General features: G+C 73.7%; 22 protein-coding genes. 10 read left to right on the top strand and 12 right to left on the bottom strand.

Annotation, left to right across the window (positions count from 1 at the left end):
* The first annotated feature begins 75 nt into the window (after positions 1-75).
* Positions 76-1,128, top strand: coding sequence for a helix-turn-helix domain-containing protein (locus ACRRSS_RS05840; RefSeq protein WP_435970137.1), 1,053 nt, complete (start codon positions 76-78; stop codon positions 1,126-1,128).
* Between the two features lie 36 nt (positions 1,129-1,164).
* On the opposite strand, the gene ACRRSS_RS05845 is transcribed toward ACRRSS_RS05840, so the two are convergent.
* The gene (locus tag ACRRSS_RS05845; protein WP_435970138.1) at positions 1,165-2,322 is read right to left on the bottom strand and encodes an alkaline phosphatase PhoX; all 1,158 of its coding nucleotides are present in this window, start codon (positions 2,320-2,322) and stop codon (positions 1,165-1,167) included.
* A 230-nt stretch (positions 2,323-2,552) separates the two neighbouring features.
* Between ACRRSS_RS05845 and ACRRSS_RS05850 the strand changes: the two genes are divergently transcribed.
* On the top strand, positions 2,553-3,002 hold the full coding sequence (locus tag ACRRSS_RS05850; protein WP_435970139.1) for a group III truncated hemoglobin: 450 nt from the start codon (positions 2,553-2,555) through the stop codon (positions 3,000-3,002).
* Between the two features lie 115 nt (positions 3,003-3,117).
* Positions 3,118-3,531 carry a VOC family protein gene (locus ACRRSS_RS05855; protein ID WP_435970140.1) on the top strand — a complete coding sequence of 138 codons (414 nt, stop codon included), beginning with the start codon at positions 3,118-3,120 and terminating at the stop codon, positions 3,529-3,531.
* A 43-nt stretch (positions 3,532-3,574) separates the two neighbouring features.
* Here the strand turns inward: ACRRSS_RS05855 and ACRRSS_RS05860 are convergent, their stop codons facing one another.
* The 6 genes from ACRRSS_RS05860 to ACRRSS_RS05885 all read right to left on the bottom strand — a co-directional run bounded on the left by ACRRSS_RS05860 (position 3,575) and on the right by ACRRSS_RS05885 (position 10,671).
* Positions 3,575-4,339 (bottom strand): SDR family NAD(P)-dependent oxidoreductase, encoded by a 765-nt coding sequence (locus tag ACRRSS_RS05860; RefSeq protein ID WP_435970141.1) that lies wholly within the window; start codon positions 4,337-4,339, stop codon positions 3,575-3,577.
* A gap of 65 nt (positions 4,340-4,404) precedes the next feature.
* Positions 4,405-5,841, bottom strand: coding sequence for an MFS transporter (locus ACRRSS_RS05865; protein ID WP_435970142.1), 1,437 nt, complete (start codon positions 5,839-5,841; stop codon positions 4,405-4,407).
* Positions 5,842-5,928: 87 nt separating this feature from the next.
* On the bottom strand, positions 5,929-6,513 hold the full coding sequence (locus tag ACRRSS_RS05870) for a TetR/AcrR family transcriptional regulator (protein WP_435970143.1): 585 nt from the start codon (positions 6,511-6,513) through the stop codon (positions 5,929-5,931).
* Positions 6,514-6,564: 51 nt separating this feature from the next.
* Positions 6,565-6,894 (bottom strand): nitrite reductase small subunit NirD, encoded by a 330-nt coding sequence (gene nirD / locus ACRRSS_RS05875; RefSeq protein ID WP_435970144.1) that lies wholly within the window; start codon positions 6,892-6,894, stop codon positions 6,565-6,567.
* The gene (gene nirB / locus ACRRSS_RS05880; protein ID WP_435970145.1) at positions 6,891-9,473 is read right to left on the bottom strand and encodes a nitrite reductase large subunit NirB; all 2,583 of its coding nucleotides are present in this window, start codon (positions 9,471-9,473) and stop codon (positions 6,891-6,893) included. Before nirB ends, nirD begins: the two co-directional genes overlap by 4 nt.
* A gap of 1 nt (position 9,474) precedes the next feature.
* Positions 9,475-10,671 (bottom strand): NAD(P)/FAD-dependent oxidoreductase, encoded by a 1,197-nt coding sequence (locus ACRRSS_RS05885; protein ID WP_435970146.1) that lies wholly within the window; start codon positions 10,669-10,671, stop codon positions 9,475-9,477.
* 418 nt (positions 10,672-11,089) lie between these two features.
* Between ACRRSS_RS05885 and ACRRSS_RS05890 the strand changes: the two genes are divergently transcribed.
* The 3 genes from ACRRSS_RS05890 to ACRRSS_RS05900 are packed head-to-tail and all read left to right on the top strand — an operon-like array spanning position 11,090 to position 13,497.
* Positions 11,090-12,490: a ferredoxin reductase family protein gene (locus ACRRSS_RS05890; protein ID WP_435975262.1), complete on the top strand. Its 1,401-nt coding sequence runs from the start codon at positions 11,090-11,092 to the stop codon at positions 12,488-12,490.
* Entirely contained in the window at positions 12,483-12,674 is a 192-nt protein-coding gene (locus tag ACRRSS_RS05895) for a hypothetical protein (RefSeq protein ID WP_435970147.1), read from the top strand. The genes ACRRSS_RS05890 and ACRRSS_RS05895 overlap by 8 nt, the downstream gene beginning before the upstream one ends.
* Before the next feature lie 37 nt (positions 12,675-12,711).
* Positions 12,712-13,497 (top strand): sulfite exporter TauE/SafE family protein, encoded by a 786-nt coding sequence (locus ACRRSS_RS05900; protein WP_435970148.1) that lies wholly within the window; start codon positions 12,712-12,714, stop codon positions 13,495-13,497.
* 73 nt (positions 13,498-13,570) lie between these two features.
* Here ACRRSS_RS05900 and ACRRSS_RS05905 read toward each other — a convergent pair whose 3' ends face one another.
* From ACRRSS_RS05905 to ACRRSS_RS05925, 5 genes are all read right to left on the bottom strand, one after another.
* Complete coding sequence (locus tag ACRRSS_RS05905; protein WP_435970149.1) at positions 13,571-14,188, bottom strand: class F sortase; 618 nt, start codon at positions 14,186-14,188, stop codon at positions 13,571-13,573.
* A 136-nt stretch (positions 14,189-14,324) separates the two neighbouring features.
* A complete protein-coding gene (locus ACRRSS_RS05910) occupies positions 14,325-14,831 on the bottom strand; it encodes a hypothetical protein (protein WP_435970150.1) in 507 nt (168 codons plus the stop codon).
* A gap of 495 nt (positions 14,832-15,326) precedes the next feature.
* Positions 15,327-15,770: a hypothetical protein gene (locus ACRRSS_RS05915; protein WP_435970151.1), complete on the bottom strand. Its 444-nt coding sequence runs from the start codon at positions 15,768-15,770 to the stop codon at positions 15,327-15,329.
* Complete coding sequence (locus ACRRSS_RS05920; protein ID WP_435970152.1) at positions 15,767-17,572, bottom strand: right-handed parallel beta-helix repeat-containing protein; 1,806 nt, start codon at positions 17,570-17,572, stop codon at positions 15,767-15,769. Before ACRRSS_RS05920 ends, ACRRSS_RS05915 begins: the two co-directional genes overlap by 4 nt.
* The gene (locus ACRRSS_RS05925) at positions 17,557-17,760 is read right to left on the bottom strand and encodes a hypothetical protein (RefSeq protein WP_435970153.1); all 204 of its coding nucleotides are present in this window, start codon (positions 17,758-17,760) and stop codon (positions 17,557-17,559) included. Before ACRRSS_RS05925 ends, ACRRSS_RS05920 begins: the two co-directional genes overlap by 16 nt.
* A gap of 117 nt (positions 17,761-17,877) precedes the next feature.
* On the opposite strand from ACRRSS_RS05925, the gene ACRRSS_RS05930 reads away from it, so the two are divergent.
* The 4 genes from ACRRSS_RS05930 to cutA are packed head-to-tail and all read left to right on the top strand — an operon-like array spanning position 17,878 to position 22,975.
* Entirely contained in the window at positions 17,878-18,507 is a 630-nt protein-coding gene (locus tag ACRRSS_RS05930; RefSeq protein WP_435970154.1) for an NADPH-dependent FMN reductase, read from the top strand.
* A gap of 12 nt (positions 18,508-18,519) precedes the next feature.
* Positions 18,520-20,253, top strand: coding sequence for an ABC transporter ATP-binding protein (locus ACRRSS_RS05935; protein WP_435970155.1), 1,734 nt, complete (start codon positions 18,520-18,522; stop codon positions 20,251-20,253).
* Positions 20,250-22,259: an ABC transporter ATP-binding protein gene (locus ACRRSS_RS05940; protein WP_435970156.1), complete on the top strand. Its 2,010-nt coding sequence runs from the start codon at positions 20,250-20,252 to the stop codon at positions 22,257-22,259. Before ACRRSS_RS05935 ends, ACRRSS_RS05940 begins: the two co-directional genes overlap by 4 nt.
* Positions 22,256-22,975, top strand: a complete 720-nt coding sequence (gene cutA / locus ACRRSS_RS05945; protein ID WP_435970157.1) for a divalent cation tolerance protein CutA — start codon at positions 22,256-22,258, stop codon at positions 22,973-22,975. Before ACRRSS_RS05940 ends, cutA begins: the two co-directional genes overlap by 4 nt.
* Positions 22,976-22,984 lie beyond the last annotated feature (9 nt).

Here is a 22,984-nt window from a genome sequence, read left to right on the forward strand (position 1 = left end):
ACACCCTGGTAACGTGCAGTGATGGTGTGCATACTCGTCGTCGGGGGTGGTTGCGAGTGCACAGGTGGGGACGTCATGCTGCGGATTCATTTCACCGGAAACGACTTGGCGGGGGTGCGGACGGCCGCCCGGCCCGATGTTCTGTGGGAAACGATTCTGAGCTTTCACCGGTTAAGGGACCGGCGTGGCCCCGTCGTCTACGGAGAATGGCGCTCCGAAACCCGGATGCGGCTCGGCGGTGAGACCCGGCTCCTCGCCGCGCTCGTTCCCAGCCGCGGCTATTTCCCCGACTTCCTGACGCCCGCCGAGGGCGTCCACGGGCTCGACGAAGGCCTCCAGGCGATCCGCTCGACCGACTCCGGCCGGCTGCGCGGGGAGCTCTCCCTGCTCGCCGCGGACCGCTCCGGCGGGCGGACCGTGCCCCATTCGCTGCGCGCCCTCGCCGACGGCGGCGCGGAGCCCTTCGACCGGCTCGTGGGGGCCCTGCGGAGCTACCACCGGGCGGCCGTCGAGCCGTACTGGCCGCACATCCGGGCCCGCGTCGAGGCCGACCGCGCCCGCCGGGGCCGCGCGCTCCTGGACGGCGGCGCCGACGAACTCCTCGCCTCGCTGCCGCCGATGCTGCGCTGGCGCGCGCCCGTCCTGGAGGCCGACTACCCGGTCGAGCGGGAGGTCCACCTCGACGGGCGGGGGCTGCTGCTCCAGCCCTCGTACTTCTGCCGGGGGACCCCCGTCGTGCTGCGCGATCCCGAGCTGCCGCCGGTCCTCGTCTACCCCGTGACCCACGGCGAGGCGCCGACCGTCCGGGCGCCGGGCGGCTCCTCGCTCGCCAAACTGGTCGGCCAGACCCGCTCGACCGTCCTGCACGCCATCGGCGACGGGGGCACGACGAGCGAACTCGCCCGCCGGGCCGGGGTCTCGCTCGCCTCGGCGAGCCAGCACGCGGGCGTCCTACGCGAGGCCGGGCTCATCGCGACCCTGCGCCACGGCAACGCGGTCCTGCACACACTGACGCCGCTGGGCGCCGCCCTGCTCGGCGGCGCCCAACGGCCGGTGGAACTGTCGTCCGCCGGTCAGCGGACGGGTGACCTGCGGTGCTACGCGCGGAACGGGCCGGTCACGTCGTAGGCGTACGCGGGAAGCGGCCGGCCCGCCCCGTGGGTGTTACGCGCGGAACGGGCCCGTCACCTCGTAGGTGATGCCGCCGGAGGAGCTGCCGCTCGTGCCCCGCTGGCTGGAGAAGTACAGGCGCTTGCCGTCGGGGGAGAAGGCGGGGCCGGTGATCTCCGAGGAGGACTGGCCGCTGATCCGCAGGAACGGGGCGACGACGTCGTCCGGGGTGATGACGCAGATCTCCATGGTGCCGCCGTCCTCGGCGACGAACAGGTCGCCGGAGGAGGTGCCGGTGACGTTGTCGACGCCGGTGAGCGGTGCGCCGCCGCCGGAGACCAGCGAGTCGTCGTAGGCCAGCTCGTACGTCCCGGCGGCGAGGTTGACCTGCCAGACCCGGTTGTCGCCCTTGGTGGTGAACCAGACGGTGTCGTTCGCGTAGTAGCAGCCCTCGCCGCCGCTGAACTTCTTCGCCCCGGAGACCTGACTGCGGGTCGCGGTGGGGGAGCCGTCCGGGTCCGGCACGTTCTGCCAGGTGAAGGAGCCGGAGGTGGCGGTCGAGGCCTTGAGGACCTGGAGGGTGCCGGAGGTGAGGTTGCCCCAGGTGGTCGGGATGAACCGGTAGAAGCAGCCGTCCGTCTCGTCCTCGGTCAGGTAGATGACCTTGCGGACCGGGTCGGCGGCGGCGGCCTCGTGCTTGAACCGGCCCATCGCGTCGCGGCGGTAGCTGGTGCCGCCCCAGGGGTTGGCCTCGTAGACGTAGCCGAGGGACACCTCCTCGCAGGAGAGCCAGGTGTTCCACGGGGTGGCGCCGCCAGCGCAGTTCTGCCGGGTGCCGGAGAGGATGCGGTACGCCCCGGTGATCGCGCCCGCGGAGTTGAACCTCACCGCGCTCGCGCCGCCGCTCGGGTTGATCTCCGAGTTCGAGACGTAGATCCAGCCCGTGCCGTCGACGAAGCAGGCGCCGCCGTCGGGGGCGCTGTGCCAGGTGTACGAGGTGCCGGGGACCGACTGGCCGGACCGGGCGATGACCCGGCTGGTGAACCCGGCGGGCAGCAGGATGCCGTTCGCGTCCGCCGAGCCGAGCGCCCCGTAGGGGCCCGTGCCCGGCTGGGCGGGGGCGGCGAAGGCCGCGCCGTGCCAGAGACTGCCGCCGAAGGCGGCGGCCGACGTGCCGATGACCGCTCCACGCAGGAAACTGCGTCGCTCCACGTCTCACTCCTGAGAAGGGTGGTGAACCGCCCCGTCACGCCGGTCGGGCGACGGGGTCGCGCGCTTCCGGAACCTAGGAGTACGGAATTGACTGTGCATCAACAATCGGTGAAGGGGAAGCGGCGGGCGCGGGGCGGGCGCGGGAGCGGGTGCGTCCCGTCATGTCTCCCTCCGGCTCCGGAGGACCTTCGGCACTTGGGGAGCGGGCGGCGGGGCGGGAGACTGGGGGCATGCGTGCCACCCGGGACATCAGCGATCGCGGCGACCTCGACGTGCTGCTGCGCCGGTTCTACGGCGCGGCCTTCGACGACCCGCTCATCGGGCCGTTCTTCACCGAGATCGCCGGGATCGACCTGGAGGTCCACCTGCCGCGCATCGCCGACTTCTGGGAGCGGGCCCTCTTCCGTACCGCCGACTACGGGCGCGACGCCTACGCCCCGCACGCCGCCCTCCACTCCGCGCGGCCCCTCACCGCCGCCCACTTCGGCCGCTGGACACAGCTCTGGCGCGCCACCGTCGACGGCCTCCACGCCGGGCCCCGGGCCGAGCGGGCCAAGGCACAGGGCGAGCGGATCGCCCTCGCCCTGCTGCGGCGGCTCGCCGGGCCCGGGGCGCGCACCGAGGGCACCGGCGGTGGATTCGTACCGTTGGCGGCGCTGGAGCTGCGCACCGTGGGCTGAGCGGAAAAGAATCCTCGGGAGAGCGATGAGTTACGGGCGAGGCGCCCGTCCTACCTCGTGAAAGCGCCGGAACGCACCGAGCGGCCCGGCCGACCGAAGGAAGAGAGAGCCCGTCATGGCCCCGCAGATGATCTTCGTGAACCTGCCCGTCAAGAACGTCGACGCCAGCAAGGCCTTCTTCGAGAAGCTCGGGTTCTCCTCCAACCCGCAGTTCAGCGACGAGACCACCGCCTGTGTGGTCTTCAGCGACACGATCTTCGCGATGCTGCTCGAAGAGCCCAAGTTCCGGTCCTTCATGGCCCCCGGCAAGGAGCTCTCCGACGCCACCAAGGCCACCGAGGTCCTGGTCACCCTGAGCGCGGAGAGCCGCGAGAAGTGCGACGAGCTGGCGGACGCCGCCCTCGCCGCCGGCGGCACCCCCGCGAAGGAGCCGATGGACCTCGGCTTCATGTACGGCCGCTCCTTCACGGACCTGGACGGCCACCACTGGGAGCTGTTCTGGATGGACCCGGCGGCCGCCCAGGGCTGAGCCCGGCGGGCGCGTGCGGCGCCGCACGCGCCCGCCGTACGCGTCAGGCGGAGACGCCGCCGTCGATCACCAGGTCCGTGCCGACGGCGGAGCCCGCCGCGTCCGACGCGAGGTACAGCACGGCCGCCGCCACCTCGGCGGCGGAGGAGATCCGGCCCAGCGGGGACTCCGCCTTCATCCGGACCTCCCGCTCGGCCTCCGTCTCGCCGGGCCGCAGCGACATCGTGGACTCCGCGGCGCCGGGGCTGACCGCGTTGATACGGACCCCGTCGGCGATGTGGTCCAGGGCCGCGGCCCTGGTCAGTGCCGAGACCGCCGCCTTCGAGACCTGGTAGCCGAAGACGCCGGGGATCCGGACGTGCGGGCCCAGGTTCGACGAGATGTTCACGATCGCCCCGCCCCCGTGCGCCCGCATGTGCGCCACCTCGGCCTGGAGGGCGTGCAGCACCCCCGTCACGTTGATGTCGAGCAGCGTCCGCCAGTCGTCCAGGGGGAAGTCGGCGGCGCTGTGGCCGCCGCCCCGGAAGACCCCGGCGTTGTTGACGGCCACGTCGAGACCGCCGAAGACCTCGACCGTACGCCGGACCAGTTCCCGGGTGGACCCGGCGTCGGCCACGTCGGCGGTGACGGCCGCCGCGGTGCCCCCGGCGGCCTCGATCAGGCCGACCGTGCCCGCGAGGGGCTCGGCGGTACGGCCGGCGACGACGACCTTCGCGCCCTCGGCGGCGAAGGCGAGCGCGATGGACCGGCCGAGACCGGAACCGGCACCGGTGACGAGGACGACGCGGTCGGTGAAGCGTGCGGACATGGTGGATCGACTCCCTGGTGGATGGCGGTAGGCGAGGTGCGTGCGAGAGGTGACGCGGATGCGCGTCACCCGGTGCGGATCGTGGAGGCGGCGGCGAGGGCTGCGGCCACCGCGAGGGCGGCGAAGAGGGCGGCCGCCGCCGCCAGCGACACCGTGTCGCCGCCGAGCGTGAGCAGCGCGGCGAAGAGCACGGTCGGCCCCAGCTCCATCGCCGTGTTCAGGACACCGCCCGCGAGACCCGCCCGGTGCGCCGGGACGCCCTCGGTGGCCAGCACGGCGGCTGCCGCGAAGGACAGGGCGCCGCCGGCCGGCAGCAGGAGCAGGCCGGGGAGCAGCCCGTACGCGTACGGCACGGAGCTGTCGAAGCCGGTGGTGGCGAGCAGCCCGAGCCCCACCGACGCCGTCCCGAGCCCGGTCGCGGTGACGCGCCCGGGGCCGTACCGCCCGATCAGCGGACCCGCGAGCCGTCCCGCGCCGAGCAGGGCGGCCGCGAAGGGCACGAAGGCGGCGGAGGTGAGCAGTTCGTTCCAGCCGCGCTCCCGCTGGAACGCGAGGGAGAGCAGCACGAAGACCGTGGCCGTGCCGGCCGCCGTGAGCCCGATCGCCGCCAGGCCGAGGGCGCGGCGGCCGTCGCGCAGGAAGCCCGGGGGCAGGAGCGGGTCGGCGGTGCGGCGCTCCACGGCCCCGAAGGCGGCGAGCAGGACGAGTCCGGCGACCAGGGGGACGAGGACCGGGGCGGAGCCCCAGGGGTGGGCGTCGGTGAGGACGAGCCCGTAGCTGGCGAGCGTGATGCCCGCGGTGGCGAGCAGGGCGCCGGGGAGGTCCAGGGCGCGGCCCCGCCCCGGTGGTGTCGCGGGCAGCAGCCGTGGCGCGAGGAACAGGGTCGCGAGGGTGACCGCGACCGGGACCGCGAAGGTGCCGCGCCAGGAGGTGGCGGCCGCGATCACTCCGGAGAGCAGGTTCCCCGCCGTCGCGCCGAGCACGGAGAGGCCGCCCCAGGTGGCCATCGCCCTGCCGTACGCGGCCGGTTCGGGGAAGAGGGACCGCAGTACGGCCATCGCCGCCGGGGCGACGAGCGCCGCGCCCACCCCCTGCCCGAACCGGGCGGCGAGCAGCGTCTCGTACCCGGGGGTGAGCGGGGCGAGGGCCGAGGCGGCACCGAAGACGAGCAGGCCCGCGGTGAGGGTCCGGCGCCCGCCGAAGCGGTCGGCGAGCCGCCCGCCGAGCAGGAGCAGCCCGGCGAAGGTCAGTCCGTAGGCGGCGCTCAGCAGGATCAACTGGGCGCGGTCGAGCCGGAACTCGGCGGCGATGCGGGGGAGGGGCACGGCGAGGGAGGCGAGCGTGAAGATGAGCGTCATCTGCACGGCGCCGAGCAGGAGGAAGCCGTGCCGGGCCGGTCGTTCCCGACCGGCCCCCGCCGGTGGCCCGGCGAGGGCCGGTCGTTCCCGGGCGCCCCTCGCCGGTGGCCCGGCGATCGCCTCCGCCGCGTCCTGTGTGTGCATGATCCGCCCCCCATATTTGACCGTACGTTCCATAATGAGGGCCGAAGAAAGGGCGCCCCCCGTGGGCGCCCTTTCGACCCGTGTCCCTCAGTCCAGCAGGCTCAGGGCCTGTTCCGCCGCGTCCCGGACCCTGGCCGGGTCGCTCGACGCCTTGCCGACCACGCGGATGCCCTGGAGCAGGACGAGCAGCATCCGGGCGAGCGCCCGCGGGTCCCGGCCGGCCGGGAGTTCGCCCCCGGCGCGGGCCCGGGTGAGCGCCCCGTACAGGAGCGTCTCGACCAGCTCCCAGCTGAGCTCCACCCGGCGGGCGACCGCCGTGTCGTGCGGCCCCAGTTCCGCCGCCGAGTTGGTGACGAAACAGCCGGTCAGCCGCTTCCCGTCCGTCGACGCCTCGGCGGCGAAGCGGCGGACGAACGCGCGGACGGCCGACAGCGCCGGGCCCGGCGAGGACAGCTCCTCGACGATCCGCGGGTCGCTGGTCTCCAGGTAGCGGTCCATCGCCTTCAGGTACAGGTCGTGCTTGTTGCCGAAGGTCGCGTAGATGCTGGCCCGGCCGACGCCGAGGCGCTCCACGAGGTCCGACATCGTCGTCGCCTCGTAGCCGCGCGCCCAGAACAGCTCAAGGGCGGCCTGGAGTGCGGCGTCGGGATCGAATTCCTTGGTCCTGGCCACCCCCTGACCGTACGTCGTTCTGGAACGATCAGTCAAGATGTGGGGGCAGGCTCAGAGGGAGCGCACCGGATACACCGCCACCGCGACCTCCTCGTCGTCCAGGCACCGGCCCGTCTCCAGGTCGAAGCGCTGCTTCAGGAGCGGCGAGGCCACGAACGAACGCCCGTCCGCCGAACCGAGAAGCCCCCGGGAGAGCACCTGGGCCCCCGTGAACGGGTCGCGGTTGTCGATCGCGTACGTGCGACCCGACCGGTCCCGGAAGACCGCGGCCTGACGGCCGTCCGGCAGCAGCGCCGCCACACCCCGGCCCGGGGTCAGCCGGGCCACCTCGCAGACCGCCATCCAGGAATCGGGAGACGGGGACAGTTCGAGCGTCGTCATCGGGAGGTGACCCCTTCCAGGGTGAGGAACGTGAGATCCGGCTTGATCTGGTCGCGCTCCGGCACGAACCGGACCGAGGGGTCCGGCGCCTCCGGCGCGTTCACGAAGGAGACGAAGCGCCGCAGGCGTTCCGGGTCGTCCAGGGTCTGCGCCCACTCGTCCTGGTAGCCGGCGACGTGCGCCGCCATCAGCGCCTCCAGCTCGTCGCAGAGCCCCAGCGAGTCGTGCACCACCACGTCCTTGAGATGGTCGAGCCCGCCCTCCAGGCGCTCCAGCCAGGTCGACGTCCGCTCCAGGCGGTCCGCCGTCCGGATGTAGAACATCAGGAACCGGTCGATCAACCGCACCAGTTCGGCGTCCGACAGGTCCTGGGCGAGCAGATCCGCGTGGCGCGGGGTCGCGCCGCCGTTCCCGCCGACGTAGAGGTTCCAGCCGTTGGCCGTCGCGATGATCCCGAAGTCCTTCGACTGCGCCTCCGCGCACTCGCGGGCGCACCCCGAGACCGCCGACTTGAGCTTGTGCGGGGCGCGCAGGCCCCGGTAGCGCAGCTCCAGCTGGATCGCCATTCTCACCGAGTCCTGGACGCCGTACCGGCACCAGGTCTGCCCGACGCAGGACTTCACCGTGCGCAGCGACTTGCCGTACGCGTGCCCCGACTCGAAGCCCGCGTCGACGAGCCGCGTCCAGATCGCCGGGAGCTGGTCCACCCGGGCGCCGAAGAGGTCGATCCGCTGACCGCCCGTGATCTTCGTGTACAGGCCGAAGTCGCGGGCCACCTCGCCGATCACGATCAGCTTGTCCGGGGTGATCTCGCCGCCGGGGATGCGCGGCACGACCGAGTACGAGCCGTTGCGCTGCATGTTGGCGAGGAAGTGGTCGTTGGTGTCCTGGAGGGAGGCCTGCTCGCCGTCCAGGATGTAGCCGCCGATGCCGAGCGTCGGGGCGAGGCTGGCCAGGATCGAGCCCACGGTCGGCTTGCAGACCTCACAGCCCTCGCCGCCCCGCGCCTCCGGCCGCCCGTGCGAGTCGAGCAGCGCGGTGAAGGAGGCCACCCGCAGGGTGCGGGCGATCTCGTACAGCTCGCTCCTGCTGTACGGGAAGCAGCGGCAGAGCCCCTTGTCGGTGGCGGCCGGCAGCAGCTTCTCGATGGTCTTCACGCAACTGCCGCAACCCGTACCGGCCTTGGTGCACTTCTTCACCTCGGCGAGCGTGGCGCACTCGCCGATGGCGTGCTTCGTGACGTTGTGGCAGGAGCAGATCACCGCGTCGTCCGGCAGCGCCGAGGGGCCGAGAGCCACCGGGGCGCCCGCGCCCGCCGGAAGCACCAGCTGCTCGGGGGAGACCGGCGGCACGGTGCCGGTGAGCGGCCGGAGCAGTCCGTACTGCTCGGCGTCGCCCACCAGGACACCGCCGAGGAGGACGCCGTCGCCGCTCACGACCAGCTTCTTGTAGACACCCGAGCGGGAGTCGGAGTACACGACGTCGAGACACCCCTCGGCCGTGCCGTGCGCGTCGCCGAAGGAGGCCACGTCCACGCCGAGCAGCTTCAGCTTCGTCGACAGGTCGGCGCCGGTGAACCCCTCGCCCTCGCCGGTCTCGTCCGCCAGGGTCGCGGCCACCGTCAGGGCCATCTCGTAGCCCGGCGCCACCAGGCCGTACACCCGCCCGTCGGCGGCGAGCGCGCACTCGCCGATCGCGAAGACCGACGGGTCGGAGGTACGGCACCGCTCGTCGACCGCGATGCCGCCGCGCTCCCCGACGGCGAGACCGCAGTCGCGGGCCAGCTGGTCCCGGGGCCGTACCCCCGCCGAGAACACGACCATGTCCGTGGCCAGTTCGGAACCGTCCGACAGCCTCATGCCCGTCACGGCGCCGTCCGACGTCACGACCTCCTGCGTGCCCGTCCCCGTGTGGACGGTCAGACCCATCCGCTCGATCGTGCGCAGCAGCGCGGCGCCGCCGCCCTCGTCGACCTGCACCGGCATCAGGCGCGGCGCGAACTCCACGACGTGGGTGTCGAGCCCGAGGCCCTTGAGCGCGCCCGCCGCCTCCAGACCGAGCAGACCGCCGCCGACGACCGCGCCGCTCGTCGCCGTCTTCGCGTACTCCTCGATCGCGAGCAGGTCCTCGATCGTGCGGTACACGAAACAGCCCCGGGCGTCCTTGCCGGGCACCGGCGGGACGAAGGGGTACGAGCCGGTGGCCAGGACGAGCGAGTCGTACGCGAAGACCCGGCCGGAACGGGCCGTGACCGTACGGGCCTCCCGGTCCACCGACTCCGCCGGATCGCCGACGTACAGCTCGATGCCGTACTTCTCCATGAAGCCCGCCTCGACCATCGACAGGTCCTCGGGCGTCCTGCCGGAGAAGTACGAGGTCAGCTGTACCCGGTCGTAGGCGGGGCGCGGCTCCTCGCAGAGGACCACGACCCTGGCCCGCTCGGTGACCCCGCGCTCGGCGAGCGACTCCAGGAACCGCTGGCCGACCATTCCGTGGCCGACCAGGACGATCGTCGGGGTGTGCGCGGTCGGGTCGGTGGTCGTGCCGGCGGCCGCGTCGGCGGTCGTGTCAGCGCTCATGTCAGGAGCCTCCGTCGTCGGTGAGCAGGTGGAGCAAGGGGGCCTGCGGGAGGGCCTCGTCGCCCTCCCAGGCCCGTGCGAGCGCGCCGACCGCGGCCAGGTCGCCGAGGAGGACGCCCCCGACGAGCCGGTCCCCGCGGACGACGACCTTGCGGTAGGCGCTGCGGGTGGCGTCGGTGAGCTGGACGATGTCGTCACCGGGCCGCGGGGTGACCTCGCCGAAGGCGGCGAGGTCGAGGGGGTGGGCGCCGGTGAGGGTGAGGCGGGTGAGGGCGCGGGTGCCGGTGTAGGGGGCGAGGTCCGTGCCCACCACGGGAGCCAGGACCTCCGCCAGGGCGTCCGCCTGTTCCAGGGCCGGGCCCGCCAGGCCGTAGACGCGGCCCGCGTGCTCCGCGCAGTCGCCGACCGCGTGGATGTACGGGTCCGAGGTGCGCAGTTCGTCGTCGACCACGATCCCCCGGGCGACGTCGAGCCCCGCCTCCCGGGCCAGGGCCACCCTCGGGCGGACCCCGCAGGCCAGGACCACGACCTGGGCGTCGAGCACGAAGCCGTCGGCCAGTTCGACCGCCGTGACCGCCCCGCCCCGCTGCCGCAGCCCGCTCACCCGGCACTCGGTGTGCACCTCGACCCCGAGGGACTCGACGTGTTCGCGCAGCAAGGCCGACGCATGGTCGTCGAGTTGGCGCTCCATCAGGCGCTCGCCCTGCTGGGTGAGCACCACCTCCGCGCCGCGTGCCGCGAGGGCCCGCGCCGCCGAGACCCCGAGGAGCCCGCCGCCGATGACCACCGCCCGCGTCCCGGGCCGTACCCGGCCGCGCAGCTCCAGGCAGTCGTCGAGCGTGCGGAAGGCGTGGACGCCTTCGGGTAGTTCCGGCCCGCGCAGGCCGCGCAGCGGCGGCAGCACCGGGTTGGAACCGGTGGCGAGGACCAGCCGGTCGTAACCGACGAGCGAGCCGTCCGCGCACTCCACCGTCCGCGCCTCCCGGTCGATCCGCACCGCCCGCACCCCGAGCCGTACCGGCTCCCGGGTCCCGGGCAGGGCGATCACCTCCGGGGCGTACCGTCCGGCGAGGACGTCGGCGAGCAGCACCCTGTTGTACGGGGCGTGCGGCTCCTCGCCGAGGAGGGTGACGGGCAGGCGCTGGGCGAGCCGGGCGCCCGCCGTTCCGCCCCCGACCACCACGATCCGTGTACTCATACCGGGAAGCGTGCGCGGCCGGTGTTACCCGACGGCATCCCGGCTGTTTCCCGTACGGAACGCTGATCTCCGCCCCCGGCCGCGCCCGCTGTGAGGCCGGGCGGGGCGGCCGTCAGGGTTAACCCGTGATCAGGCTCGGCTCAAGCCAGGCTTAAGGATCGGGGGGACGGAGCTGAGCTGCGGATTCCCGTATACGGGCGGACCTAGGGTGCCGGATGTGACCACCGAGGCCCGCCACCACCCTCTCTACGTACCCCTCGACACCGAGCGGTCCGCCGCCCCGGTTCCCGCGCCCGCGCCGCCGATACCACCCCGGCCGGCCCAGGCCCCGCCGATACCGCCCCGGCAGGGCACGGCGCCCCGCCCCGCCCCGGTCCGGCCGACGCCCGGCCCGGTCCCGACGCCCGCCCCGGTCCCGATGCCCGGCCGGCCCGACCGGTCCGCTCCGGCCGGCCCGGGGCCCGTCCCCGCCCTGCGGCTCGCCCCCGAGCGGCTGCGGAGCGCGATCCTCGCCGGTGCAGGGGCCGTCACCCTCCTCTGGGGCGTCCAGGCCCGGCCGTCCGCCCGTCTCGACGTCCTCTTCGCGACCGGCGCCCACCTCAGCGGACTCCTCGCCGGGTACGGCGTCCTCGTCCTGCTGCTGCTCATGGCCCGCGTCCCGGCCGTCGAGCACGGCGTCGGCGCCGACCGCCTCGCCCGCGCGCACGCCCTCGGCGGCCGGTACGTCCTCGGCCTGATCGCCGCCCACGCGGTCCTCGCGCTCTGCGGCTACGCCGTCCACACCCGTACCGACCTCGTCACCGCCACCGGGGACCTCCTCGCGTACGGGGCGATCGCCGCCGCCACCGCCGGCACCGCCCTGTTCGTCGCCGTCGGCGTCACCTCCGCCCGGGCCGTACGCCGCCGGGTCCGGCACGAGACCTGGCGCGCGATCCACCTCGGCGGACTCCTCGCCGCCGCCCTCGGCTTCGTCCACCAGCTCGCCGGACCCGACATCGCCGGCAGCCTCCTCACCCGCTGGCTCTGGTCGATGGCGCACGGCACCGTCGCCGTCCTCCTCCTCTGGTACCGGCTCGTCGTCCCCGTCCGCGCCGCCCTCCGCCACGAGCTGCGGGTCGTCGAGGTCCGCGACGAGGGCCCCGGCGTCGTCTCCGTCCTCGTCCGGGGCAGGGGAGTGGCCCGGCTGGGTGCCGAACCCGGCCAGTTCTTCCGCTGGCGCTTCCTGCGGCGCGGACTGTGGGCGACCGCCCTGCCCTTCTCCCTCTCCGCACCCGTTCGAGACGACACCCTGCGGATCACCGTCAAGGCGCTCGGCGACCACACCCGCCGCATCCGGCGGCTCCGCCCCGGCACCCGCGTCCTGGCCTCGGGCCCGTTCGGCGCGCTCACCGCCCACCGCCGCACCCGCCGCAAGGTCCTGCTGCTCGCCGGAGGCGTCGGCATCACCCCGCTGCGCGCCCTCTTCGAGACGCTGCCCGGCGGACCCGGCGACGTGACCCTGCTCTACCGGGCCTCCGACACGGCCTCCCTCGTCCTGCGGGAGGAGCTGGAGTCCATCGCCCGCGAACGCCAGGCGGCCCTCCACTTCCTCGTCGGCCGCCCGGACGACTCCTTCGGCCCTCCCCCAGCCTGCGGCCGGGGGTGCCCCCATCCCGCTTCGCTCGCCCCGCGCGCCCTGCGCCACCTGGTGCCGGACCTCGCCGCCCACGACGTGTACCTGTGCGGCCCGCCCGCGATGGCGAGGGCCGCCACCGCCAACCTGATCCGGGCCGGAGTGCCGGCCTCCCGCATCCACAGCGAGGACTTCGACCATGTCTAGACACGGTGCCCCGCGCGTCCCGGTCGTCGAGCGGGCCAGACGGCGGCTCGCCGCCGCGCTCCTCGGCACCGGGGCGCTCGCCGCGACCCTCCTCACGGTCTCCGTCACCCCGGCCGCACCGCCCGCCCCCGACCGGGAGCCGGGCGCCGCGAGCTCAGACGTAGCTCAACTCTCCAGAGATTGATGGACGGGGCAACGATCGTCTCCCTAGGCTCTCGGGCATGCCCGAGATATCGCTGACCACCCTCGTCCTGCTCTGCCTCGCCGCGCTCGTGGCGGGCTGGATCGACGCCGTGGTCGGCGGGGGCGGGCTGCTCCTGCTGCCCGCCCTGCTGCTCGGCCTGCCGAACGTCCAGGCCGCGCACATCCTCGGCACCAACAAGGCCGTCGCGATCGTGGGCACCACGGGCGCCGCCGTCACCTACGTCCGCAAGGCGCCCGTCCAGGTCCGGACGGCGGTACGCATCGGGCTCGCCGCCCTCGCGGGCTCCATGGGCGGCGCCTTCTTCGCGGCGGGGATCAGCAGCGACGTCCTGCGCCCGGTCATCATGGTGGTACTGCTCGCCGTGGCGGCCTTCGTGATGCTGCGGCCCTCGTTCGGCGCGAAGGCCGAGGGGGAGGACCGGGCGCCGCTGACCCGGGCCCGGATCGTGACCGCGATCGTCGTGGTCGGCGGCGGGATCGGCTTCTACGACGGCCTGTTCGGGCCGGGCACCGGCACCTTCCTGGTCCTCGCGCTGACCGCCGTGCTCCACCTCGACCTGGTGACCGCCTCCGCCACCGCCAAGATCGTCAACGTCTGCACCAACGCGGGCGCGCTCGCGATGTTCGCCCACCAGGGCAGCGTGTACTGGCAGCTGGCGGCCGTCATGGCGGTCTTCAACCTGGCCGGCGGCATGGTCGGGGCGCGGATGGCGCTGAGCAAGGGCGCCGAGTTCGTGCGCGGGGTGCTGCTCTTCGTGGTGCTCTCGCTGGTCGCGAAGCTGGCCTTCGACCAGTGGGCGTGACCTCGCGGTCCGCCGGTGGCCGGTGGGTTCGACCTCGCGGCCATCCGTCGGCCGGCGGGTGCGACCCCGCCGTCTATCTGACCCCGATGAGGTGGCCGTAGGCGACCACGTTGCCCTGGTAGCCGTTCTTCTTCGAGAAGCCGCCGCCGCAGGTGATCACCCGGATCTCGGCCCGGTCGGCCTCGTCGTACACCTTGCGGTCCGGGAAGTCCTCGTTCTCGTACACCTCGACCGCGTCGACCGTGAAGACGGCCGTCCGCCCGTCCTGCCGGTCCACCTCGATCCGGTGGCCCTTCTTCAGGGCGCCGAGCGTGTAGAAGACGGCCGGGCCCTCGGCGTTGTCGACGTGGCCGGCGACGATCGCCGTGCCCTTGGCGCCGGGCGGGGTGCCGTCCTCGTACCAGCCGGCCATGTTCCGGTTCCCGGCCGGCGGTACGTCGAGCGAACCGTTCGAGGCGAGCCCCAGCCGCATCATCGGCGTGTCGACATCGGTCTCGGGGATCCGCAGCCGGACCGGCGCCGAGGGCGGCAGCGGGTCGGCGGCGGCGTCGGTGTGCACGCTGGGCCCGGCGGCGAAGGCCTGCGCGGCCGACGGTACGGGCGGGGTGACCTGCTCCGATCCGTTCTGGACGAGCCAGAGCCCGACGCAGGCGGCCACGGCTATGCCCCAGCCCTTGGTCCTGTTGCTCACCTGGATTCCCTCGGTCGGTTCGTGGCCCGGCCCACGAGGCGGGCCGCCGTACCGGCCCACGGGCGGGCCGTGGATGTGGCCCTGCCCCCGCCGGGCCGTATGCGGGCTCGCGGCGGGGGCAGGACAGGCGGTGGCCTCAGTGCCCCCGCGCGCCGCTCGCCCGGCGGCGCAGGAGCAGGACCCCGCCCACGGCAGCCGCGGCCAGCACCGCCGCACCTGCCGTGACCTGGGCGGTGTCGGGGCCGACGCTGCCCCCGACACCGGTCTGGACGTGGCCGCTGGGACGCCGGTGCGTGACGGTCAGGTCGCCCCGGGCCGTCTTGCCGTTGTCGCAGGCCACGCTGATGCCGTACGTACCGGCCTTGGCGTGCTCCGGTACGCGGAACTGTCCGACCACGACCTCCTTGTGCGTGCTCGGACTCAGCTGGAACTCACCCGCGCCGAGCGAGTTCGCGTCCCCGACGCCGTGACCGTGCTTGCCGCAGGCGAGCGTGTTGACGGTGACGGTGGTGCCGGGGGAGGCATCGGAGGGGTAGACCTCGAGCGACTCGTAGTTCCCGGCGAACGCCGCGGGGGCGGCCAGGGCTCCGAGCGCGGCGACCGTCAGCGCGGTACCGGTGAACAGGCGGACAGTGGTGCGCATGGGGGCCTCCGGGGCGCGCTTGCGGTCGAGCGGGGCGGTCCTCCCGGGAGGGACTTCCCGGAACGGCCTTCTGTGACCGAGATAAGAGCCGCCGCGCGCCCGGCGCCTCCTGATGAGGCATCAGGATTGGGCCGTCCGATACGGTGTGTCGCCTGGATTTCCCCCATGTACGCAGGTCAGAGCGGGTTTCTTCGTGTCAGCGGATGTTCCGCGCCGAACGGGTGACACCGCCGCCCCACGGGGGAGCCGCCCGGCCGGGCCGCCCCACGGGGGAGCCGCCCGGCCGGGCCGCCCCACGGGGGAGCCGCCCGGCCGGGCCGCCCCACGGGTGGAGCCGCCCGCTCGGGCCCCGGCGGCACCGCTCGCGCCCGGACCGGCCCGCTCGGGCCCCGGCGGCACCGCTCGCGCCCGGACCGGCCCGCTCGGGCCCCGGCGGCACCGCTCGCGCACGACCGGGTCGGGCACCCGGTCGCCCCACGCCCTCGGACCACCCGCTCACACCACCCCGGTCAGGCTCCCGATCGCCGCCAGGGCCCACTCCTGCGCGCCCACGGTCGTCCCCGCCACGACACCCGTGGCGACGGGTGCGAGGGCGCCCCGGAGGGTGGTGAGCGCCCGGCGCACCCGGCCCTCCTCGACGGGCTCCGGCCGGGTGATCTCCGCCAGAACCTCCTCGGCCGCGTCCTGGGTGTCCTGCCGGTCCTGCTCGGCGAGGCCGGACCCGGGGAGCTGGCGGATGAGCTCGTTCACCCGCGCGGCGAGTTCCTCGTACCCCGGCGCGACGGTGGTGTTGGTCTGCTGGTTCTGGGTGACGGTCTCGTTGTTCCAGGCGAACTGGGCGTGCGAGACGGAGTGGTTGAAGACCGGCCCGTCGTAACGGCGCACCTCCGGAGCGGAGTCGGCGTTCTGCGAGCGGTCGGGGTTCTGCGGGTCGTTCATGAGCCGGAACCGTCCCCTTCGGTGTCTGCGTCGGTGTCGGTGTCGTTCTCGGTGTCGTTCTCGTTCTGGTCCCGGGCGTTCTCGTCCCGGTTCTGGACGACGTTCTCGTTGCCCCAGGCCACCTGGATGTCCCGGACCGGCCCGTTGAAGACCGGTCCGTTGAAGATGTTGATGATCTGCGGCGGCGGCCCGGCCGGCTTCTCCGCGTGCCGGACGACCTTCAGCGAGGTCCGCAGCCGGACCGTGTCGACCCGGCCGTTTCCGGCGACGGCCACCCCGCGGGTGCCGTTCACCGCACAGTCCACCACCTGCCCGCCGGCCTCCTCGTCGAAGCTCGCCCCGGCGGTCGCGCAGTCGGTGAACTCGCTCCGCGCGATGTCCACGTAGGCCGATCCCGTCCCGTAGACGCCGAGCGACCCCGAGCCGGTCACGGTGAGGTTCCGGGCGATGAGCCGTCCGCTGCCCAGCGCGCCGGCCCCGGCGCCGCTCACCGCCGTGACGGTGCTGTCGGTCACCCGCAGCTGGGCCTCGTCGGCGACGCCGAATCCGAGGATGCCGCCGTCCGCCGTCACGTCCTTGAGCGTGACGCGGGACTGGCCGCCGACCGCCACCGCGGCCATCTCGACGTCGCGGAACACCGCGTCGGCGACCTCGGCGGTGGTGCCTCCGTTGCCCCGGACCTCCAGGCCGGACGAGCAGCGCTCCACCCGGACGTGGGCGAAGGCGGCCCCGGCCTCGTCGAAGACGCGGAGCGCGGTGTTGGTCAGGTCCTCGACCGCGAGGTGGGTGAAGCGGCCCCGGGCGCCCTCGATGACGGCGACGCCGACGTTCCCGCCCACGACACGGCAGCCGTGCACCTCGGGCGCGCCGCCGTCGGTCGAGAACACCGCGATGTTCCCCGAGTTCACGACCTGGCAGTCCTCGAACCGGCCCCGGGCCTCGGTCTGGACGTTGATCCCGGTGTCCCGGCAGTCGGTGAGGACGCAGCCGCGCACCACCGGGTCCGCGCCGCTCGCCGCCCCGATGCCGTGCCGTGCCCCGGTGACGCGCGTGTTGTCGACGGAGCCCCGGGACTGCTCGGTGAACATGATCCCCTCCGCGTGGACGGCGGTGATCACGCAGTCCGCCACGGTGAGCCGCGCCCGGGCGTCCGCCGTGAGAGCCGCCTTCCCGGTGCCGGTCAGCTCGCAGCCGATCACCTCGGCGTGCGCGTCGCTGACGCGCAGCCCGTGGATGCGGCTGTCCTCGATCCGGCTGTTCCGGACCGAGACGCGGGCCCCTTCGAGCACGGCGACGGCGTTGTCGGCGGCGTCGGTGAACCGGCACCGCTCCACGAGCCCCGTGCCGCCGGTGAACAGCGCCCGGCCGTGCGCGACCACGCTGTCCCGCAGCGTCACGGAGGTGTGCGGCCGGGCGTGCAGGGCGACGCCGCTGTGCGCCCAGATCTCGGAGTGGTCGAGGGTGAGCGTCCCCGTGTGGCAGCCGACGACGTCCGCCTCGCGGCCGACCAGCGTGAGGCCGTGGACGCGGACCGACCCGAAGGAGTCCAGGACGGTGCCCCGTGGCCGGCCGATCACGACGGAGCCGGGGCCCTCGGCGGCCGTCAGCTCCACCTCGCCCCGGACGGTGAGCGTCTCCTCGTACCGCCCGGGCGCGATCTCGATCCGCGTGGGCCGGCGGCGTGCGGCCGCCGCCCGGAGCGCCGAGGCGATGTCCGGGTGGGCGCGGCGCCCGCCGTGCGGCGACACGAGGTACCTCGCGACCATGCCGATGCCCCCGCTCCGCTCTACAGCTCGTCCCACTCCACCGAGTCGTACGCCGAGTACACCCCCTCCATCAGCTCCTCGTCCACCGTGAACGTGATCTCGTCGATCGCCGTCACGGGCGCGACGGAGAGGGAGTTGGCCGCCAGGGCGGCCCGGTAGCCCGACAGGCCGGCCAGGGTGACCGGGCGCCGGACCCGCCCCGGCCGGGACTCCAGGAGGGCCATCGTGATCCCCGGGCGGTCTCCAGGGCGCCGGGGGAGAGGGGCGGCGGGGAGGTCATGGAGAAGCTCCCCGGAACGGCGCTTGACCTCAACTAAACTTGAGGTACCACGATCAGCGACATGGACATCACGAAGCCCGCAACGGCCACCGTCTCCCCCCTCACCACCGCTCCCGCCCCCCTCGAACTCGCCCTCGTCGTCGCCAGCGACCGCGACGGCCGCTTCGCCCCCGTCATCGCCGACTGGTTCCGCTCCCGCCTCGCCGGGCGCGAGGACTTCACCGTCACCGTCGTCGACCTCGCCGAGGTCGACCTCCCCACCTCGCTCTCGTACCACCCGAACCCGGCCGTCACCGCCGAACTCGCCAAGGTGACACCGGTGCTGGAGGCCGCCGACGCCTTCGTCGTCATCACCCCCGAGTACAACCACTCCTTCCCCGCCTCCCTCAAGAACCTGATCGACCGGCACTACACCGAATGGCAGGCCAAGCCCGTCGGCTTCGTCTCCTACGGCGGCATCTCCGGCGGACTGCGCGCCGTCGAACAACTCCGCCAGGTCTACGCCGAGATGCACGCCGTCACCCTCCGCGACACCGTCTCCTTCCACAACGCCCACGGTCTGTTCGACGAGACCGGGCGCCACAAGGACCCCGCCGGCGCCGAGATCGCGGCCAAGGCCCTCCTCGACCAGCTCGTCTGGTGGGGAAACGCCCTCAGGGACGCCAAGTCCAGCCGCCCCTACGGCGCGTGAGGACACGTCACCGTGCTGCTGCGACTCCTCGTCCCCCGCCTGAGGCCGTACCGCCCCCTCCTCGTGCTCCTGGTCGCCCTCCAGCTCGTCCAGTCCCTGGCCTCCCTCGCCCTGCCCACCCTCAACGCCGGTGTCATCGACGAGGGCGTCCTGCGCGGCGACACCGGCCGCGTCCTCAGCGGCGGCGCCGTGATGATCGCCGTCACCCTCCTCCAGGCCGTGGTCGCGGCCGCCGCCACGTACCTCGGCGCCAGGATCGCCATGGGCGTCGCCCGCGACCTGCGCTCCGAGGTCTTCCGGCACATCCAGGACTTCTCCGCCCGGGAGCGGGGCCGGTTCGGCGCCGCCTCCCTCATCACCCGGGCGACCAACGACATCCAGCAGATCCAGACGTTCACCGTCCTCGTCCTGACCATGCTGGTCGCCGCGCCGCTCCTCTGCGTCGGCGGGATCGCCATGGCCCTGCGCCAGGACGTGCCGCTCGCCCTGGTCCTGCTCCTCTTCGTGCCCGTGATGGCCGGGGCCGTCGGGGCGATCGTGCTGCGGATGCGACCGCTGTTCCGGGGCATGCAGGAGCGCGTCGACGGCGCCAACCGGGTGCTGCGCGAGCAGATCACCGGCGTCCGGGTGGTCCGTGCCTTCGTCCGCGACCGACACGAGCGGGAACGGTTCGGCGCCGCCAACGACGAGCTGCTCTCCGTCGGCCTCCGGGCCGGCCGGCTCCAGGCCCTGATGTACCCGACGGTGCTCATCGTCTGGGAGCTCACGACCGTCGCCCTGGTGTACGTCGGCGCCCACCGGATCGAGTCCGGCGCCCTCCAGCCGGGCGGGCTCGTCGCCTTCCTCGGCTATCTGCTCCAGACCGCGATGTCCGTGATGATGGTCCTCTTCCTCCTCATGAACATGCCCCGGGCCGAGGTGGGCGCCGAGCGGGTCCGCGAGGTGCTCGACACCCGCTCCTCGGTCGTCCCGCCGGCGGACCCGGTGCGGACCCTCGACCGGCGGGGGCATCTGGAGGTCCGGGGTGCGGACTTCCGGTACCCGGGTGCGGAGGAGTCGGTCCTCAAGGAGGTCGGGCTCGTCGCCCGGCCCGGTGAGACCACCGCGATCATCGGCTCGACCGGCAGCGGCAAGTCGACCCTCCTCGGACTGGTCCCCCGGCTCTTCGACGCCACCGGCGGCGAGGTCCTCGTCGACGGCGTCGACGTCCGCGACCTCGACCCCGAACTCATGGCCAGGACCGTCGGACTCGTCCCCCAGAAGCCCTACCTCTTCTCCGGAACCGTCGCCACCAACCTCCGCTACGGCAGACCCGACGCCACCGACGACGACCTCTGGCACGCCCTCGAAGTCGCCCAGGCCGCCGACTTCGTACGGAAACTGGAGAACGGGCTGAACGCCCCCGTCGCACAGGGCGGCACCAACTTCTCCGGCGGCCAGCGGCAACGGCTCGCCATCGCCCGGGTCCTCGTCGCCCGTCCCCGGCTCTACCTCTTCGACGACTCGTTCTCCGCGCTCGACCCCCGCACGGACGCCCTGCTGCGCGAAGCCCTCCGGGACGAGACGGCGGACGCGACCGTCGTGATCGTCGCCCAGCGCGTCTCCACCATCCGGCAGGCCGACCGGATCGTCGTCCTCGACCGGGGCCGGAACGTCGGCACCGGCACCCACACCTCCCTGATGCGGGACAACGCCACCTACCGGGAGATCGTCCTCTCCCAGCTCACCGAGGAGGAAGCGGCATGAACACGACCACCGCGGAGGGCCGGGCGACGGACGATCCCCCCGGCGGGCCCGGCGGCCCCGCCGAGGGGCCCGCCGTCCGGGGAAGCGGCGCCACCACAGATCCCGGCGCCGCCACCTCCGAAGCCGCCACCACCGCCGCCGCCCCCGAACCCGCCACCACCCCCGAAGCCGCCCCCGCCCGCACCGGCCCCCCGCCCCAGCAGCGAGGGCCCGGCCTCCCCGCCGCCGCCCTCGAACGCTCCCTCTCCTTCCGCTCCTCCGGCCTCCGCCTCCTGCGCACCCTCGCCCCCGACCGAGCCCTCCTCCTCACCGCCCTCGCCGCCGGTGCCACCGCCGTCCTCCTCTCCGTCCTCGGCCCGCTCCTCCTCGGCCGCGCCACCGACCTCGTCGTCACCGGCGCCACCGGCCCCGCCGGGGTCGACTTCACGGCCGTCGGCCGGGTCCTCGCCCTCTCCGTCCTGGTCGTCGCCGGCTCCGCCCTCTTCACCTGGATCCAGCTCAGGATCGTCACCACCGCCGTCCAGCGGGCCGGACACCGGCTCCGCGAGCGCGCCCAGCACAAGCTGGCCAAGCTGCCGCTCACCTACCTCGACCGGCAGTCGCGCGGCGAGGTCCTCTCCCGCACCACCAACGACATCGACAACATCACCCAGACCCTCCAGCAGGCCTTCAGCCAGATGATCAGGGCCGTACTGACCCTGTTCGGCGTCCTCGCGATGATGTTCTGGATCTCGCCGCTGCTCGCCCTCGTGGCCCTCGCCACCGTGCCCGTCTCGGTGGCCGTCGCCACCTTCGTCGGGAAGCGCGCCCAGCCGCAGTTCGTGAAGCAGTGGGCGGTCACCGGCAAGCTCGGCAGCCATGTCGAGGAGATGATCACCGGCCACACCGAGGTCGTCGCCTTCGGCCGCCGCGACGAGGCCGTGCGCCGCTTCGACGAACTGGGCGAGGAGCTGTACCGGTCGAGCTTCCGCGCCCAGTTCGTGTCCGGGTTCATCCAGCCCGCGCTGACCTTCGTCGGCAACCTCAACTACGTCGCCATCGCCGTCGTCGGCGGACTGCGGGTGGCGAGCGGCACGCTGTCCGTCGGTGACGTGCAGGCCTTCATCCAGTACTCGTACGAGTTCAACGGCCCGATCACCCAGGTCGCCGCGATGGCCAACCTCCTCCAGTCCGGAGTGGCCTCCGCCGAGCGGGTCTTCGAGTTCCTCGACGCCGACGAGGAGTCCCCGGACCCGGCGGAGCCGATCAGGCCCGCCGAACTCCGCGGCAGGGTCTCCTTCGAGAAGGTCGCCTTCCGCTACGAGGACGGCGAGCCGCTCATCGAGGACCTGTCGCTCACCGTCGAGCCCGGCAGCACGGTCGCGATCGTCGGCCCCACCGGGGCCGGCAAGACGACCCTGGTCAACCTGCTGCTGCGCTTCCATGACGTGACCGGCGGCCGGATCATCCTCGACGGCGTCGACACGGCGGCGATGACCCGGGAGGAGCTGCGCTCCGGCACCGGCATGGTCCTCCAGGACACCTGGCTCTTCGGCGGCACCATCGCCGACAACATCGCCTACGGGGCGCCCGGGGAGGTCTCGCGGGAGCGGATCGTCGCGGCGGCGCGGGCCGCGCACGCCGACCGGTTCGTCCGCACCCTGCCCGACGGGTACGACACCGTCCTCGACGAGGACGGGGGCGGCCTCAGCGCGGGGGAGAAGCAGCTGGTCACCCTCGCCCGCGCCTTCCTCGCCGACCCGGTGATCCTCGTCCTCGACGAGGCCACCAGCTCCGTCGACACCCGCACCGAACTCCTCGTCCAGCAGGCGATGTCCTCGCTCCGCGCGGGCCGCACCTGCTTCGTCGTCGCCCACCGGCTCTCCACGATCCGGGACGCCGACACCATCCTGGTGATGGAGAGCGGCTCGATCGCCGAGCAGGGCGGCCACGACGAACTCCTCGCCGCCGGGGGCGCGTACGCCCGGCTGCACGCGGCCCAGTTCGCCCGTACGGTGGAGACGTGATCGTCACCGTCCGCACCACCACCGACGCGCGCGCCAAGGCCGACGCCCTGGCGCGCGGCGCCGTCGAGGCGCGGCTCGCCGCCTGCGCCCGGATCTCGGGGCCCGTCACCTCCGTGTACCACTGGCAGGGCGCGATCGAGACCAGCCAGGAGTGGGAGGTGGTGTTCAAGACCACCGAGGCCCGCTACCCGGCCCTGGAGGCGCACCTCCTCGCCGCCCACGACTACGAGACGCCCGAGATCCTCGCCACCCGGGTGACCCGGGCCGGCGAGGAGTACGCCCGCTGGGTCGAGCGGGAGACCGCGGCGGCCCTGGAGACCGAGGGCCCGGCCGACGACGAGCGGCCGTTCTTCGTGTACGGGACGCTGCGCCCGGGCGCGTACAACCACGACCGGTTCCTCGCCGGCCGGATCGGCGCCGAGGCGGACGCCGTGCTGCACGGGGCGGTCCTGTACGACGGACCCGGCTATCCGTACGTCGTCCCGGCGGAGGCGGGCCGGGTGGCCGGAACCCTGCTCACGCCCGCACCCGGCACCTACGGCGAACTGTTCGGCCTGCTGGACCGCCTGGAGCTGCCCGTCGGCTACGAGCGGGTGGCGATGGACGTCGTACGGGTACGGGACGGGGCGCGGGTGTCCGCCTGGGTGTTCCTGGCGGCGCCGGACGCACCCCTCGGCCCGGTCATCGAGAGCGGCGACTGGTTCGACCGGCCGTAGCCGGCGGGC

This window comes from Streptomyces sp. Qhu_M48, from assembly GCF_051305195.1.
Classification (GTDB): domain Bacteria; phylum Actinomycetota; class Actinomycetes; order Streptomycetales; family Streptomycetaceae; genus Streptomyces.